Raw genomic sequence first — 17,166 nt, 5'->3', positions numbered from 1 at the left:
ATCTATGATAAAAAAAAATGATCCCTGTTGGTGTTTGAGCGGAAAAAAATGGAAAAATTGTCACTATCCTTTCTTGCATGATCTTTCATCCGAAGAACAGATCAAACGAGAATATGCTTCCAAGTATGATATTTTAATTAAGAGCAAAACGGAAATCTCTAAAATTCGAACGGCTTGCAGAGTTACCGCAAAAATCTTAAATAAGATTTGCAACTACGCTAAAGCTGGCATCACAACCGATGAACTGAATGACCTTTCAATTGATTTACATAAACAGTTCAATGCCATCCCAGCTCCTTTAGGCTATGGAACCCCTCCTTTTCCTAAAACTATTTGCACATCATTGAACGAAGTTATTTGTCACGGAATACCGAATAATGTTCCCTTAAAATCCGGAGATATTTTGAATATCGACGTCTCTTGTATCGTAGATGGTTATTACGGTGACTGCAGTAAAATGGTCTTAATCGACACCGTTTCACAAGAAAAACAAGATGTCTGCTCGGCTTCTCTTGAAGCTTTGGAAGAAGCTATTAAGATCTTAAAACCCGGATTGCCGTTATATGAAATCGGCAATATTATCGAAAATGTCGCGGCACGTTATGGATTTACGGTAGTCGATCAATTTGTCGGACATGGTGTCGGAATCAGATTTCATGAAGGACCTCAGGTATTCCATCATCACAATCAAAGCAATATTCCTTTAGTTCCAGGCATGACATTCACTATAGAACCCATGATCAACGTCGGTGTTAATAAAGGTTCCATTGATCCGTCCAATCAATGGGAAGCCAGAACTTTAGACGGAAAGCCGAGCGCTCAGTGGGAACATACGGTTCTTATTACATATTCCGGCTATGAGATACTAACTCTTCCAGAAGAATAATTTCTTTTTCGAGTTCTGAGATTACATCTAGTAAGTTTCCGATTATATGTAGATCATCCGGCTCACTTTCCAAAAAAAGCTCCTCTTTTATTTTAAGAGCATTTAGCTTGTCTTTTACATTAAAAAGCTCTTGTCGAGATGTAAACAAATGTCTATCCTTATCCTTAAATTGCTCTCTTAATTGCAGATATCGTCTTTTGTACTCGTTATTCATGTCTCGATAAACGATTGATAAGTCCTGAGATTCACATATTTGTTCCGATATATTAGTTCTATCGCCGACGGTTTCAAGAATTTCCGTTATCGGTCTTTGATTTAAAGTAGTAATTTCCTGCTCTAATAACATGATTTTTTCTTGAAGCTGACGATTATCTTTACTAATACTATCCTTTATTTCATTGATCTCCGTATATTGATCGAGTAACTGCATTTTTTGTTCTTCTAAACAAGCCGATTGCATTTGAAGATCGCTTATCTTTTTAAGTAGAGAATTTTTATCCTCAATACAGGTGGAAGACGATTGATATTCGTCCTTCAATTCAATAAATCTATGATGAAGAACTTGATAATCGTTCAACCAAGCCGAACGATTCTTAATCAAAAATTGTCTTTCGGATTCAATAAAGGAGAACTGATGATTGATCTCTACTAGAGACATCTCCTTAAGCTCTAAAAGAGCCGTTAAATCTTTTATCTTTTTTTCCGATTGCTCTTTTAGCAATAATAAGTCCCTTGATAAGGTCTTACTTGACTCCACTTCCTGTGCTATCACACCCAGTCGTTCGTCATAAATTTTTCGTTCACCCTCTCTGATATCTTGTACATCCAACAAGCCCAAGAATAATAAAATATAATTGATATGTAACACAAGAAAGGCCCCTTGCATCCATAAAATATCATGCAAATTATCAAATGTAAATAACAGGCACGTACTGAGAGCTATAACTATTCCGCATGAAAGAATAACGCCCCAGAAAGAAAATAAAAAAACAAAGAAAAACCCTGAGATATATAAACAGCTATATAGAGCCGGAGATATGCCGGAATATTCAGAAATCTGCAACAAAGCTAATAAATGCAAAATTAAGGAAAAACAAATCCCTTTCAAATCGATAAAAGGACGAATGTTATTTCTTAAAGAAATTACTAACCCTAAATGGGACAACCTCTTTTGAACAAATATACTCTTAAAACTAACGAACCTTAAATATCCATTCCTCATAAAAGACAGCATCACTATTTCCTTTTTAAGAAAAATCCGTCATTTTCCAAACTAATTCCCTATCATCTTGTTCAAGATTCTTTTGAGCCGATTCCAGTAAGTAACTTATCAACATCGGATCACCTTGATACGTCATATTCACTTGTAATTTTCCCTTCTCTTCTCCGCAGGTAATAAGCACGTAACCATTTAAATTATCATCAGCGTCTTCGTATATCACAAGCCGTTCCCAAATAAATTCGATCTTCGAAAATACCAAATATCTCCGAAAATTGATGTGTTTAAATAAAAATCATACAACACTCACTATATTGCACATAAAATGAGATTTTCGTTTTTCTTCATGACCGTTCACTATCGTCATCGGCACCATATTATTATCTTTGATGTTTTCACTAAATGTTATTTACACATATTCCTGAGAATACACTTCAACCTTTTGATTCTCAATTTTTTCATCCATTAAATAAGAATTCTTATTTGAAAAAATTAATCATTATAAAAAAAACTATTTCGATTATTTAATTTTTTTTGTCAAAATTAAATAAAAATATAAAAGGTTTTTTTCTGTGTTTGTTCAATTCAATAATAAAAAAGAAAAAAATAGTAATATCATATCAAGTTCCATAGTAGTAGTTCCGGGAGCAGGAGGATCGAATGAGGCATCCAAAAAATTCGGAACGGCACTTTATACGATTTTCACATTACTCTTAGATGCTATTTCAACAAGACAACAGACGGTACTCGTTCAATCTAAACAATTAAATGCCAATACAAACATTCAGCAAGAGCTTAACGATCAAATAAGTCAAATTAAGTACGGAGTCGTGAATTCAGGGGCTACCGAAGCCGAAATTACTCAAACTCAAAATGCTAATCAAAATTATTCCGCACAACGTTCGACCATACAAGATGCTCTTATTACCACACGTCAAAACGGTCAGATAATCTTAACGAACGCGTCAACCAATATTAATCTTATACAACAACTAGCTTCCCAAGACTCGGCTTTTCTTAAAACCATGTCGACAATAGGTAGCTTGGCTAACCAAATCAATCAACCTCCGGGATAATACTAATTATGTACTTACCAACCACCAAAACGGAAAAATCGCAATACGGGTTTAATGCGGCTGTTTCAGGAACATCTTCGCAGAATATTATGGAAAGATTCCTGGATTCAAAAAATCCCTTAATTTCGACAGTATATTATGTTTATCAATCGATACTCACGGCACAAGAAAATTTATCGATTATCGCACAGGAACTCCAAAACAATGCCTCTTCTCAAACTTATTTGAATAACCAAGAAGCACTGTATCAGTATGTAACGATTCCGAAAAACAAACTTTACAAAGCCGACGGGACTACTCCCGAAGATCTGAAACCCTCATATCTACAAGATATTCAAGCTACCAACCAAGCTGTTGGAGCTTCCAGACAGGCTATCCAGAACCAAATTTCCAGTCTGAACAACGGAGCACAAGTTATTTCAAGTAACCTGAATACGAATAACAACATTATCCAGCAATCGCTACAAGTCGGACAAGCTCTTATACAAACCTTTTCACAAATCGTAAGCTTAATTTCCAATATCTAGGGAAAACATGGAACCAATACTAAAATCTGCCATAGTGGTACCTTCAGACAGAACGACAATAGAACTTAACCCGGTTCAATTATATCCGGGAACAACGAATAATATGACGGGACTGTACCTTTGCATCATGTATCTCATGGACCTGTCTAAGTCGACAAACAATGTCACGCAGACAATAATGGCTTTACTTCAAGATAACACCAAACAACAGCAACGTCTTAATAATGAATTAATGGCCACGGAACTATTACGAGTCCCCAAATTATATAAAGAAAAACAAGGCGATGACGAGCCTTATAAAAATAGCGGCGAAATTCAAGGATTTCAAACCAAAAACCAACAAATCAGTTCCTTAAGACAATTTTTGCAAGGAAAACTGGGAAGTGCTCAACAAAGAGCTCAAATTAATCAAAAATCCGTTAATGCAACCGTTAGTGAAGCAATGCAAATCATGCAAACAGCGGATGGTTTATTGAAAACATTAGGAGAATTGAGTTATAAAGCTAACTTAACATCCGCCCCTAAAAATTGAGTTAGCTAGCAATTAAATTCCTTTAAAAATAAAATTGTTATATAATAATCCAACTGGTTATTTAAGATATTAAGGAATAATGAGAATTATTTTCCCTAATAGAACGAGTGCTAATCCGTTAGTGACGAAAATATTGAAGCAAATTCCTTTGGGTGTATTTGTCTTTTCCATCCTTTCGCCGATAATGAATTTTGTTTTTGCACGGTTTGGTTGGCATTTTCTGTCCTACCGTTTCGGTTTATCCCTAGAAGGGATTGCATCGAAACATTATTGGCAATTCTTTACTTATTCGTTTGTAAATTCCACAAGTTCAGTGTTTTCTCAAGGGCTTTTAATTAAAGCCACGCTGATGTATTTCGTTCAACAAACAATGCTTAATCTTTTTATTAAGAAGATAGGAAATATAAAATTCATCCTCTTTTGGTTCATGCAAATTCTATCCGTAGCTTTGTTTTCATTGTTCTTGATGTATTCTAAATCTCTGGGAAACACCGTATACGGAATCTTACCCTTCTCAATAGGGTTAACGACGGTCGGTATATTCCTCGATCCTCAAAAAAAAATAGGATTACCTCCTTTGCCCATTTATTTTTCCGTTAAATGGATCGCTCTTATCATTGTAGGATTCGTATTTTCGGTTCTAATTTCACAAAATCAATTAATAACCGTTTTCAATTCCATTATATCTATTGGAGTCGCGGTTCTTTTCTGTCGAATGGAACGTATACCTAATCCTTATATATCCGAACTTTCTTTTTGAAGTTGCTCGTATTCTAAGTCTTTAAAAAAGGCGAAAACAGCAGCGCGAGCCTCTCCTAACCCCGAAAGAACTCCCTCTTCAAATTTAAAAAAAATATTACTTTCTAAATCTTCAAGATCCATCGGTTGAAGCACGTCTTCGATCGTAATATTCGGGATGATATTTTTGGCTAACAAGAGCAACTTAGAAGACTGTCGTTCAAACATTTCATTTAAAAGAAAAAATAATTTCAATTTGAAAATCTCATCCATCTTGCTCCATTCTCTTATTTTTAAAAAATTTCTGTAATAAATTTTTGGATTCAAAACTACAAACCCCGGATGTCACTTCAACCGTATGAAAAGGATGTTTTAAGGAAAATAAATTTGTCCAACTCCCACAGGCTCCTAAACGGATATCCGGAGCTCCCCAGACAATCCGTTTGATCCGAGCCGCCAAAATCGCACCCGCGCACATCGGACACGGCTCTAATGTACAATACATAACGGTATCCAAAAGTCGCCAATCTTGAAGCGCTGTTGCTGCACTTCCTATACATAAAATTTCGGCGTGAGCGGTCGAATCCATTAAGGATTCAACTCGATTATGCCCCCGAGCAATAACTTTTCGGTTTTTCGTGATTATGCACCCGACCGGAACTTCATCCGCAAAAAATGCCTTTTCCGCTTCTTCCAAAGCAAGTCTCATAAATCTGATATCATTAGACATATCATCCATATTTTAACCGATTTTAATTATCAGTTTTGCAATGAAATTTCTTATGCAAACCAGCAATTTGTTTTTTAAAAAGACGGGAGCAATAAAATATTTCCGGCGTATCCCAGATAATTTTTTTTTCATGATTATGCAACCTTATAAATTCTTTGAATTCCTCAAATATTCGTATCGCCACTTCAGGAGAAATCTGCGAAGCATAATAGAGGACTCTTGTTCTGAAAAACGACAAAATTTAATTTTGAAAATGTCGAACTTATTTTTTCTAAATGATTTCGTAAGTCTTTCAATCGATTTTCAAAAAAATCATAGACATCCGTATATTTGATTAACCATCTGTTCGCCATGAACTTAACATTAATAAAAGATATGTAACCGACTGTCTAATCTAAATACTCATTTTTTAAATCGCTCTTTATATCACTCACAACAATCGGAAAACAAGATGCGAGATCTTTACAGACAATTATTATATGACATTTCAAGCATCTTTCGGGTCTTTAAAAAGGCAATTTATAACAAGAAACCGTTATAAGCATCCAGCATGAAAATTTTTATCCGTTACAAGGGTTGTACTTTAACAGCAAGCTGTATATAATCGCCGTAAAAACGAGGAGAATCCCAATGTCTTTGGATAAGGGCACGAAAGAGGAAATTACGAAAAAATTTCAACTTCACGAAAAAGATACTGGTTCTGCGGATGTTCAGATCGCGATTTTGACTGAGCATATAGCTGAGTTAAAGGAGCACTTGAAACGAGCACCTAAGGATCATAGTTCTCGTTTGTCATTATTGAAATTCGTGGGACAAAGAAGAAAACTCTTAGAATACTTAAATTCAACGGACACTGAGAGATATAAGAATTTGATCAAAAGACTCAATCTCCGCAAATAATTTTTTCAATAATACGTTACTGTATTCTTTATTCTTTTCAGGGATAGCTTTGGTTTTTTACGTTGAGGTTGTCCTTGGGTTTTTAATTTTTCCTAAGGAGATTTTTTTAGATGAAAGCAACTGTCTTAAGTGTTCCTGTGAGCGATAGCCTCAGTATTCATTTTGAAACCGGTAAAATAGGCAGGCAAGCAAACGGGGCAGTCCTAGTAAGAATGGGTGACACGGTTGTTTTCTCTTCAGCTTGCTATTCTCGGGAAATGGTCCTTGACGTGGATTTTTTACCTTTACGGGTTGATTACCAAGAAAAATTTTCTTCCGCAGGTAAGACTCTAGGTGGGTTTATCAAGCGAGAAGGTCGTCCGTCAGAGAAAGAGATTTTGGGTTCCAGACTTATCGATCGTTCCTTACGTCCTAACATGCTAGATGGTTATTATCAAGACACACAGATTTTGTCTTACGTATGGTCTTACGATGGATTACATTTACCGGATCCTTTAGCTATATGCGCTGCATCTGCCGCGCTTGCGATATCGGACATTCCGATGTCAAAACCGGTTGCCGGAGTAAGAGTAGGATTAATAGACGGACGTTTTGTCGTCAATCCTTCGGCCGAAGAAATGACGGTATCTCGTTTGGATTTAATTTTATCGGGCAGCGAAGATGCAATTTTAATGATTGAAGGGCATTGTGATTTTCTTTCCGAAGAAGAACTGCTGACGGCAATTGAAACCGGTCATACGGTAATAAAAAAGATTTGTCAAGCTATAAGCAAATGGCAAAAAGAGATCGGTAAGCCTAAAAATATGTCGGTTATTCGCGTGCTTCCGCAGATCGTTTTAGAGACTGTCAAATCTTTAAGTTCCGAGAGAATTAAAGAAGTCTTACGAATTAAAGACAGATTCATTTCAATGACTAAGCTCGAAGAGATTGAAAAAGATCTATTGAAAGAATTAGTCTCGGTCGATAATGAAGGTGATAATGAGAATCCTTTTTCAGTTTCTAACATCAAATTGGCTTATAAAAAAGCCAGATCAAAATTAATGCGAGAAACAATTAAAGAAACCGGTTTACGTCTTGATGGACGTGGTTTGGAAGACATTCGTCACATATATATTGAAACAGGTCTTTTACCTCGAACTCACGGAAGTTGTTTATTTACGCGCGGAGAGACTCAAACCTTAGCTGTGTGTACTTTAGGCGGCGAGAGCATGGGACAACGTTTTGAAGATTTGAATGGCGAAGGTACACATAAATTTTATTTACAATACTCTTTCCCTCCTTTTTCCGTAGGAGAAGTAGGAAGAATAGGTGCTCCCGGAAGACGGGAGATAGGTCATGGTAAGTTGGCGCAAAAAGCACTCCAACATGTCTTACCTGATTTTTTGAAATTCCCTTATGCAATTAGGTTAGAATCCAATATCACGGAATCCAACGGCTCTTCTTCGATGGCCTCGGTTTGTGGAGGTTGTCTGGCACTAATGGACGCCGGTGTTCCGATTAAAGAACCGGTATCCGGAATTGCAATGGGCTTAGTATTAGATCCTGACTCCGCGATTATCCTTTCCGATATTTCAGGTACGGAAGATCATCTTGGAGATATGGATTTTAAGGTAGCAGGAAGTGAAAACGGTATTACATCTTTCCAGATGGATATCAAGGTCGAAGGGATTACCCATAAGATCATGGAACAAGCGCTACAACAGGCTAAAAGAGGTCGTCTGTTTATTTTAGAACAAATGAATTCTGTTCTTGATAAACCTAAAGAAGTTTCTTCGTACGCTCCTCGTATTGAAACCATGCAGGTCAAACCGAATAAAATAGCGGTTATTATTGGCCCCGGTGGTAAGCAAATACGCCAAATTATAGAAGAAACGGGAGTTCAGATTGATATTAATGATTCTGGACTTGTAAGTATTGCATCAACTAATGAGGAATCTATGCGTAAAGCAAAAACAATTATCGAAGGATTAATCGGAGAACCGGAAGTAGGTAAAATTTATAAAGGGAAAGTGACTTCCGTTGTCAATTTTGGAGCGTTTATTGAAATTTTTCCTGGCAAAGAAGGTCTTTGTCACATCTCCGAACTCTCTCCTAAAAGAGTAGAGAACGTATCCGATGTAGTCAGAGAAGGCGATGTCATAGAAGTTAAATTACTGAGTATTAATGAAAAAGGACAACTAAAATTAAGCCGTAAAGCTGTTTTAGCTGCACAGTCCGAGTAATTGTCAGTAAATTTTTACATCGTAAAGCCCCGAATTTCTTCGGGGCTTTTTTATTGTCGAAATCTTCTGATGGTAACGATCGGCAGCTGTTACGTATGGAGAAGGAGCGTCTAGCCCCGAAGAATCAAGCAAATTCTTTCCGCCGTTACGTGCAAGACTATGTTACTTTCAGTCCGAAATCACCAGAAACAATTTCGTTAGGAGGAGGAGGCGGTAAATCTTCCGTTTTCTTGAAAAGCATATTCTCTTCTTTCATTCGTGCTTTCTTCTTTTCTGAATCCCAAGAATTATTCATAATTTCTTTAACATCGGTTGCATTAAGAGTTTCAAATTCCAAAAGCAATTTGGTCATAAGCTCAAGCTTATCTTTATGATTTTTGACAATATCCAAGGCCTTTCCGTAAGCGTTGTCCAAGATTCTTTTGACTTCGGCATCAATAATTTTAGCAGTTTCTTGGGAATAGTTTTTTTCCGAAGATGAACCGTAAACACTTTCAGTAGATTCATCATAAGCAACGGTTCCTAAAGATTCGCTCATCCCCCATTCACAAACCATGCTACGTACCAAACGTGTTGCCTGAACGATATCTTGCTGTGCACCACTGGAAATATCACCTAAAAATACTTCTTCGGCCGCTCTTCCTCCCATCAATACAGCTAGTTGATCAAATAATTCCTTCTTCCAATAACTAAGCTTGTTTTTTTCAGGTAAAAAGTGAGTCGCGCCTAAGGATAATCCTCTAGGAATAATCGTAACTTTATCCACGGGATCGGCATATTCAACAACTAAGCCCACAATAGCATGCCCGGATTCATGATAAGCAGTGGTAGATTTCTCTTTTTCATCCATTTCCAAACTTCTTCTTTCTTTACCGTAAAGCACTTTATCTCTCGACTCAGCGACTTCGGCTGCTGTAACTGCCGATCTATCTTTTCTGGCCGCAAGCAAGGCGGCTTCATTCAATAAATTCTCTAAATCAGCTCCGGAAGCTCCCGGTGTACTCCTGGCAATAGCATACAAATCTACTGTAGGATCCAATTTAATTTTAGTTGCATGAACTTTTAAAATTTCAAAACGACCCTTAATATCCGGAAGTCCGATAACGACTCTGCGATCAAATCGACCAGGTCTGAGCAATGCCTTATCCAAAACGTCCGGACGGTTAGTAGCAGCCATTAAAATGACCCCTTCATTCGTATCGAACCCATCCATTTCCACTAGTAGCTGATTAAGGGTTTGTTCCCGTTCATCATGTCCGCCTCCTATACCAGCCCCCCTATGTCTTCCGACTGCATCAATTTCGTCTATGAATATGATACAAGGTGCATTTTTTTTGGCTTGTTCGAACATATCTCGAATTCTGCTGGCTCCGACTCCAACGAACATTTCAACGAAACTGGAACCGGCGATAGAGAAAAACGGTCTATCCGCTTCACCCGAAACGGCTTTAGCAATAAGAGTTTTCCCGGTTCCGGGAGGACCTATTAACAACACCCCTTTAGGAATTCTTCCTCCTAAAACGGTAAATTTAGTCGGATTTTTCAAAAAATCCACTATCTCAATAAGTTCTTCCTTAGCCTCTTCTATCCCCGCAACATCTTGGAAAGTAACTTTATTCTGTCCCATTTGGAGTAATTTTGCAGGAGACTTTCCGAAATTCATTGCGGATCCCCCCATACCCTTCATTTGTCTTGAAAAGATGAAATAAAGAAATAGGACAACCAATGCTATAGGTAATACGGTAAAAATATAATTTGCGTAATGAGGTGGCGGTTCATGACTTTTGAACGTTTTCTCCAAAACAAGATTTCTAGGTTGATCCGGCGCCTTGAAACTCAAAGATCTATTATGCTCAAAATTATACCATTCATCCTTCGCGCCAGTAAACCAGTGATTGAAAACCTCAGGATCTTGTTTCTCTAAACCTTTCGAAGACATCTCCTGATTATTGAAATACCATACGGCTTGATTGACATCGGCGCGAGATTTATCGAGGGATAGTTCATTTTTAGCTAGAGTTTCGGCAACTTCGTTAAATTTAAGAAGTTCTTCTTTATATCGTCGCACAGAACGCAGAATATTGAATCTTCCCCCTATACCCGATTCTTCTAAAGATTCCGAAATAACGGAAAGGCGATTTATAACTTCACCTACAATAGTCTGGACCTTCCTATCGGACACATCCAACCCCGATACTTCCTCCATCTGTTGACTTAATAATCGGAGTTCATTTTTAACCGTTTCAGAACCAATTCCCAAAACAGGAGAACGATACTTGGAAATGAGAACGGATAAATTAGATAAAAATTCTCTCTTCTTGGGAATGGTTCCTTTTATTCCGGATTCAAACAACTGTTCATATTCGAAAGATAAGGATTTCAAATTAATAGGTTGCGATTCAACTTTCTCTTTAACTATCAATAAACCGTATTCACCGGTTCCTAAATCCGCTTGATCGACTACAGCATATCCGGAATCGGGAATAGGATGCCCGGAAATAGATGAAAACCATACCACCGACTCAGTTACACTACCTTTCAATTCCTTTAATTGCTTTTCTAAATCGCTCCGTTCACTCTGAAGGTCATGGCGTTCGGACAATAATTCAAGATATCTGTATCTTGCAAGACTCTCCTGAGATTCCTTATCTTTAAAACGACCACTGAAAGTCACTAGGTTATCATTCAAAGAAACTTTCCGGCTTTCTTCCGGAATGACCAATTTTAAATTGACAAGATGCTCAAGTTGATGACTGAAACCGATTTTGGCTCTTTTATCGTGTATAAAATTCTGAATAACAACGATCCCTAAAACAACTCCGAAGAGAAGAAAAAAAAATGTGAACGGAAAATTTTTTTTTGGATCGGTTTTAAATTTTTTATCCTGCATCATAAATAGAAACTAAATTAATTGAAAAACCCAATAATTAATAATAATAACTTAAAAATATTATTTTAATAAAAAAATTAAGTCACGACTATTAAGAATAACGATATCAAGAACGGCTCATCATATACTACACTTTTTTAGAGAGCAACTAAATATCGGTAACAAAATCGCTTATTAATTTTCGATTCGACATTACATCAATTTTACAAATCAATACGCAAAACACCTTTATCGATAAGCGCCTTTTTATTCCCAATTCTAAATACTTTATGACTGCTTTTTTTAAGCAACAGTTGTACAAGAGCCTCAAGAGTATACGCAGAAGGAGTCAAATGAATTCGAGATAAAAAGAATTTTAAAATAAATTTCCATAAAAACAAAGATCTCGGCGGATCAAAACTCAAGTCTAAAGAAATGCTTTTTTCATCCTCCTGAATTCTATCGGTATATCTTTGCGATTCTGCCATTAAAAATTCAAATAATTCCGAAGAAGAGATCGAGAGTCTTTCAAGAGAAGAAGTTATGTTTTTTCCGAATGATTTCTCCAGAATGGGAATGAATTCCAAACGCATCCTAGCTCTTAAAAAATGAGTGTCTGCGTTTGTGGAATCCGTAAAATAAGCAATATTTTCCGCATTCAAACGATCTGCGATATATTGTTTACGCAGATGCAATAAAGGTCTCATTATCAAAAGACCGTCAATTCGAGCAATAGGAAGTAAACCTCTTAAATTCCACAAGGAAGCTCCTTCAAAAACTCTTTTTATAACCGTCTCGCTTTGATCATCCGCATGGTGGGCAATAAATACACCTTCCAATCCTTCTTTTTCACATAGATTCTTAAAAAACCGATATCTGAAATCTCTAGCTATGTTTTCCGAATTTCCTTTATCGAAAATATCGTGAGATATTCTAATCGTCTTAAAGAGAACTTCTTCTTTTTTACATAACTCTTTCAAATATACAACTTCCTCAACACTTTCCGGGCGTAGTCCGTGATCAACATAAGATGCCGTAAAATCAATTTCAAAGGCTTTCAAAACATAAAATAAAAATGTAGAGTCAGCGCCTCCCGATAACCCCAATAAAAACTTGGATTTACGATTGATTTCCGAGAAAAAAAATTTTAACTTACCGTCTTTGAGTATATCGTCTTTTATATAATCCATATCGGTCAGCACCTTTGTGTTGCGAGAAAAGCAAATCTTTTAGATGCTTTCTCGTTACTGTAATCTTATCGGGCACACTTATGCCTCTTCTTTGGAAAAGGTTAATTACTTGTTATTTAAAAACGACTTTTTTTTGTTCGTTAGGACTGACGTTAATATTTATTATAGCATCATTGCAAGAAATGGCCGCTTTTATTGCAAGAGACGTTCCTATACGATCCATCTGTAAGCTAACGGCTTATCAGATTCCCTATCTTCTCCCCTGGATTATACCGATTGCATGTTTTATTTCAGGATTTCAATTATTCAAATCCTTATCGAATAATAACCAAATAACGTTATTAAGAACATCCGGAGCTTCAGACTTCAGTATGATTTTTCCTGTAATAGCCTGTTCGACAATAATCGGTCTTTGTAATTTTTATACATGCTCGGAATTGGCTTCGATTTGTCGATTCAAATCTTGTCAGGAAATTGCGAATATTGCAGTGTCGTCTCCTTCTTTTCTTTTACAAACCATACAAAAATCCGAAGACGGTAAAGTATTTATTTCTTCCGAAAGTTTATCGAAAAATCATTTTAAAAATGTTCTTCTTGCCTTTCGCCAAAATACTGAAATGGTCGACCTTTGTTTAATCAAAGATGCTTCAATCGATACCATGAATGACAATTTCCTTGCTAATGGAGTGACGTTATTTTCAAACCTCCCTCAAAATCTCGGAAAAAATGACTCCTCCCATATTTTAATAGAAAATATGGAAGAAATAACTGTCCCGAAAATTATTTCGACTCTTTTACACAATAAATCGCAATCCGATACCAGAACCGATTATATGCCGTTTAAGGAATTGATTCATAAAATGTCATCCCATACGGATTCTTTATATAAATCTTTTATACTGGAGACCATAAGACGGATTTCCGTAGGAATTCTTTGCATATCTTTTACGTTTGTAGGTATCGTATTAGGCATGGAGAAACCAAGATTCAAAAAACGCAGTAAAATCTTTTATATACCACCTATTCTCACTCTATTGCTTCTGATCTTGGGGAAAAACAACACTACTAACATAATGGGCGGAATATTCTTTTTTGTCCTACCTCAACTTGCTCTTTGGATGGTTTTCCCATACTTATTGCTGAAAGAAAAAAAAGGTATCTGCCGATGAAACTTTGGACTCGTTATCTTTTGCTTAGATTCTGGTCTATCTTTACCTTACTTTTTTTGGGAACCGTTTTATTTTATGCTTCCGTCCATTTTTCTTTGCATGCAGTCAGAAACGGAGGACCGAAGAATTGCTCTCCGCTGACCGTGGTCTTATACTATTTATCTGAAGTTATGCTAAAAAATGAATTCATACTGTCCCAGCTCGTTTCCGTTTCGGTTGTAATCGTATTATCTTCCATGCAATCCAAACGAGAAATATTACTTCTAAGAGCTTCAGGTCTTTCCTTAAGACGAATTCTGTCTCCTTTAATAATTTCAGGATTTATCGTTATCAGTTTTCTTTATTGCCATTTCGAATGGATTTTTCCCGTATGCAAACACAACGTATCGGAGCTTAACCCTTTTGCTTCCGATAAAAAAAAAAATAAGCTTCCCGTATTTTACTTAAAAGATCAGTCCGTGCTTCTTTGCTCATCTTTAGAAGCCGAATCTATGATATTAAAAGAAGTTTTTTGGATTAAGACATTTGATAAAATTTACAAAATCCAGGAGATTCAATTCACATCGGAACACCCACCGTTAGGAAAAGAAATTTTATACTTTAAAAGAAATTCCGAAGATAAAATATGCCTGGATACAAGCTATGAAACAAAATACCTGCCGGAACTGGAGTTCGGAAATCTTGAAAATCCTTTTTCAAAGACTTTTGTATCAAAAAATCGAAATAAACTTTCCGAAATTTTTAAAAGTATCGTTTGGAAGGAAGCGTTCTACGGAACGAAAATAAATATTTCCCCACGACTTGCGGACTTAATCACACAATTTTACTACAAATTATTCTCCCCTTTAATTTGCTTGGCAGCGGTCATTATTCCTGCAAGTTTTTGTCTACGTTTCAATCGTCTTCAAACTTACTCGAAAGCGTATCTTTTTTCTCTACTAATCCTAAATCTGTTTTTTTTGTGCTTCAATGCACTATGTATCCTATCTAAACACAACATCATTCCTGCTTTACAAAGCACTTTGGTTCCGATAACTTTACTTCTCGTCTTTACTTTAGGTAAATTCGTTAAGATCAATCGATAATTTTCCACTCACCGAGATCCGCATCGAACAATTTTCCTAAAACCGCCATATAATCCTTGTGTTTTCTTAAAGAGTTCATAACTTTCACCGTTATATCAAAAGAATCGGAGCGCATCAATCGATCTCTAAGTGTCATGGTCGACGCCATTAAACGACAAAATACCGTCTTCAAATATTCACTATCCTTAGACAAGCAGATGACCGGATCCAATAAGTTTTCTAAACAAAAACAAAAAGCCGATGTCCTATCCAAACCGTCCTTTGAAAGAGCAAGTAAACATTGCGGTCGATAAATATCGATTATTTTGACAGCAATGTTTAAGTTCATCAATTCTAACAATAAAAGTTTGTCATTTCTGAATAATGCTCTCTTTCTACTAAAAAAAACGTCTTTTAAAGACAACAAAAGGTCATGTAAAAATTCGCGATCCAAAAAAACGGTCGCAGCTATCATTCTATATTGAGATCGCTCATTAAATGAGATATTGTGCTTCAAAACGGATAAAAATTCATCTAGATCTTCTACAATTCCTCTTTCACTTTCAAGTGATCTAAGCACCTCTTCCGGCTCAGGAATCGTTAAAAAGACTACTTCTTCAGAAGAGGTTCTAAGAAAAAAATCTTCTAAAAGAGCACACCTGGCCTTATCTTTTTTGGATAAGCGATTCTGAAGATTAATCACGAATAGTTTTTCCTCCGTTTCCTTTAAAGAATCCATAAAATAAGAGAATTCTTCCACCAAATCGGCATAAGCAATCGATTTTTGCACAGTCGGACACGGAGCACTCATAATTTTCAAAGAATAGTCCTTATTTTTAACAATTTGCAGAAAAGAAGGAAAAAAACCTAAAACATGAGGATCAAAATCGATAGACTCATCCTTAGAAATAATATCCAAAGCCTTAAATACGGGACCTGAAGGATACTTTGATAATTCCTTAGTAAGATTATCATAAAACAATAAAAACAGATTAGGTGCCTTAAGATATTTATCTTCCGATAATTTTTGAGAAACGGAATCAGTTAAAAAAGGTATTAAATATTTTATGGTTTCAGTGAAGGAAATTTCGAGAGAAAAGAAGGCACGACAAAGATTTTTACTTAATTTCCGATAAATATCTAAATGCGAATGATTTTCGTGTAACGGAAAATCTTTGATAATTTTCAAAGCATTTCTTAAAAAATAAAAAAAATCTCTAAAATATTCCAAATTAGTTTTTGAAGACTTTTTGGACGGACATGTATTATCACTACCAGCCATCATTAAAGCCATAATAGCATTATGTAAAGCAACGGCAATTTTATCGGAAAAATTGGCAAGGGCAAACTTATAAAAAAGTTTTAAGTCTTCTTGAACCGAAGTTAATATTTGCCTGGCTGCCCTGTATTTCTCTAATCCACTCCATAGTATCGTTTTTATAAAAGGATTTTGAGCATCACAATTTTCGTGGAGTCGACCATACTTCGACAGAATTTGTACAAGAGCCTCAGTATAGAATTTCTTTCCATCGGTATCTCTCAAATAGAACAGTTCATAAGAACCGTCTTTTTTAATTTCGATGAGATTATTTAAACATGTTTTATCATTACAAGAATCAAAATCAACTTCTTGTTTTTTATCGATATTCTCTCTTTCCGAAAAATCGGACATGCGACTATCTGGATAAAAACAAGAAGTCCTCAACGCTCGATATTCGGATAAACATGATAATTCATTATAAAAATCACTAGATTCAATCGAAGATAAACATTTATTGACTTCATCAAAAATCAAATGAAAACCGGAATTAGCTTTCGATTGTTCTCGATCCGAAATATAATTCGCTAAAACTGATAAGGATTCTTTTGCAAGGCCGGAAACATTTCGAATCTCTGGATGATGATTATCTTTTTTTGGTGAAGATTGAAATAAACCGCATAACGATTTTAAATTTTTCAAACTTTTCTCTACCGCACCCAAATTGAAACATTCGTCTTGCATAAGAATCCTATCGTGTCATTATTCGAATTAAAAATCGAAGAT

At 36.0% G+C, this 17,166-nt stretch carries 16 protein-coding genes; 9 read left to right on the top strand and 7 right to left on the bottom strand.

All coding sequences use genetic code 11. The annotated features are described in order from the left end of the window. Nucleotides 1-4 precede the first annotated feature (4 nt). Nucleotides 5-886, top strand: a complete 882-nt coding sequence (locus RSA43_04630) for a methionyl aminopeptidase (protein ID MEG2496559.1) — start codon at nucleotides 5-7, stop codon at nucleotides 884-886. On the opposite strand, the gene RSA43_04625 is transcribed toward RSA43_04630, so the two are convergent. Beyond that, on the bottom strand, nucleotides 843-2,051 hold the full coding sequence (locus tag RSA43_04625) for a hypothetical protein (GenBank protein ID MEG2496558.1): 1,209 nt from the start codon (nucleotides 2,049-2,051) through the stop codon (nucleotides 843-845). The genes RSA43_04630 and RSA43_04625 overlap by 44 nt on opposite strands. A gap of 82 nt (nucleotides 2,052-2,133) precedes the next feature. Continuing rightward, a complete protein-coding gene (locus RSA43_04620) occupies nucleotides 2,134-2,367 on the bottom strand; it encodes a hypothetical protein (protein MEG2496557.1) in 234 nt (77 codons plus the stop codon). A 310-nt stretch (nucleotides 2,368-2,677) separates the two neighbouring features. Between RSA43_04620 and RSA43_04615 the strand changes: the two genes are divergently transcribed. The 4 genes from RSA43_04615 to RSA43_04600 all read left to right on the top strand — a co-directional run bounded on the left by RSA43_04615 (nucleotide 2,678) and on the right by RSA43_04600 (nucleotide 5,000). Further along, nucleotides 2,678-3,181 carry a DUF720 domain-containing protein gene (locus RSA43_04615; GenBank protein ID MEG2496556.1) on the top strand — a complete coding sequence of 168 codons (504 nt, stop codon included), beginning with the start codon at nucleotides 2,678-2,680 and terminating at the stop codon, nucleotides 3,179-3,181. An 8-nt stretch (nucleotides 3,182-3,189) separates the two neighbouring features. After that, complete coding sequence (locus tag RSA43_04610; protein MEG2496555.1) at nucleotides 3,190-3,708, top strand: DUF720 domain-containing protein; 519 nt, start codon at nucleotides 3,190-3,192, stop codon at nucleotides 3,706-3,708. A 7-nt stretch (nucleotides 3,709-3,715) separates the two neighbouring features. Further along, on the top strand, nucleotides 3,716-4,240 hold the full coding sequence (locus RSA43_04605) for a DUF720 domain-containing protein (GenBank protein MEG2496554.1): 525 nt from the start codon (nucleotides 3,716-3,718) through the stop codon (nucleotides 4,238-4,240). 79 nt (nucleotides 4,241-4,319) lie between these two features. Then, the gene (locus RSA43_04600) at nucleotides 4,320-5,000 is read left to right on the top strand and encodes a hypothetical protein (GenBank protein ID MEG2496553.1); all 681 of its coding nucleotides are present in this window, start codon (nucleotides 4,320-4,322) and stop codon (nucleotides 4,998-5,000) included. On the opposite strand, the gene RSA43_04595 is transcribed toward RSA43_04600, so the two are convergent. Both RSA43_04595 and RSA43_04590 read right to left on the bottom strand, forming a co-directional pair. Further along, nucleotides 4,976-5,251, bottom strand: coding sequence for a hypothetical protein (locus RSA43_04595; GenBank protein MEG2496552.1), 276 nt, complete (start codon nucleotides 5,249-5,251; stop codon nucleotides 4,976-4,978). The two genes, RSA43_04600 and RSA43_04595, sit on opposite strands and share 25 nt — an antisense overlap. Further along, a complete protein-coding gene (locus RSA43_04590; protein ID MEG2496551.1) occupies nucleotides 5,244-5,717 on the bottom strand; it encodes a nucleoside deaminase in 474 nt (157 codons plus the stop codon). Before RSA43_04590 ends, RSA43_04595 begins: the two co-directional genes overlap by 8 nt. Nucleotides 5,718-6,338: 621 nt before the next feature. Here RSA43_04590 and rpsO point away from each other — a divergent pair. After that, complete coding sequence (rpsO, locus tag RSA43_04585; protein ID MEG2496550.1) at nucleotides 6,339-6,608, top strand: 30S ribosomal protein S15; 270 nt, start codon at nucleotides 6,339-6,341, stop codon at nucleotides 6,606-6,608. Between the two features lie 110 nt (nucleotides 6,609-6,718). Further along, nucleotides 6,719-8,830: a polyribonucleotide nucleotidyltransferase gene (gene pnp / locus RSA43_04580; protein ID MEG2496549.1), complete on the top strand. Its 2,112-nt coding sequence runs from the start codon at nucleotides 6,719-6,721 to the stop codon at nucleotides 8,828-8,830. Nucleotides 8,831-8,987: 157 nt separating this feature from the next. Here pnp and ftsH read toward each other — a convergent pair whose 3' ends face one another. Continuing rightward, nucleotides 8,988-11,723 (bottom strand): ATP-dependent zinc metalloprotease FtsH, encoded by a 2,736-nt coding sequence (ftsH, locus tag RSA43_04575; GenBank protein MEG2496548.1) that lies wholly within the window; start codon nucleotides 11,721-11,723, stop codon nucleotides 8,988-8,990. Between the two features lie 200 nt (nucleotides 11,724-11,923). Then, nucleotides 11,924-12,889 (bottom strand): tRNA lysidine(34) synthetase TilS, encoded by a 966-nt coding sequence (tilS, locus tag RSA43_04570; protein MEG2496547.1) that lies wholly within the window; start codon nucleotides 12,887-12,889, stop codon nucleotides 11,924-11,926. A gap of 80 nt (nucleotides 12,890-12,969) precedes the next feature. Between tilS and RSA43_04565 the strand changes: the two genes are divergently transcribed. Together RSA43_04565 and RSA43_04560 are read left to right on the top strand one after the other, a co-directional pair. Next, nucleotides 12,970-14,058, top strand: a complete 1,089-nt coding sequence (locus tag RSA43_04565) for an LptF/LptG family permease (protein MEG2496546.1) — start codon at nucleotides 12,970-12,972, stop codon at nucleotides 14,056-14,058. Further along, complete coding sequence (locus tag RSA43_04560; GenBank protein ID MEG2496545.1) at nucleotides 14,055-15,143, top strand: LptF/LptG family permease; 1,089 nt, start codon at nucleotides 14,055-14,057, stop codon at nucleotides 15,141-15,143. The genes RSA43_04565 and RSA43_04560 overlap by 4 nt, the downstream gene beginning before the upstream one ends. On the opposite strand, the gene RSA43_04555 is transcribed toward RSA43_04560, so the two are convergent. Next, entirely contained in the window at nucleotides 15,133-17,124 is a 1,992-nt protein-coding gene (locus RSA43_04555) for a hypothetical protein (protein ID MEG2496544.1), read from the bottom strand. The genes RSA43_04560 and RSA43_04555 overlap by 11 nt on opposite strands. Nucleotides 17,125-17,166: the final 42 nt, after the last annotated feature.

Source organism: Victivallaceae bacterium (genome assembly GCA_036659455.1).
GTDB lineage: Bacteria > Chlamydiota > Chlamydiia > Chlamydiales > Chlamydiaceae > JAVXCN01.
Note: the sequence above shows the minus strand (reverse complement) of the source record. Positions and strands in the feature narration are given on the sequence as shown.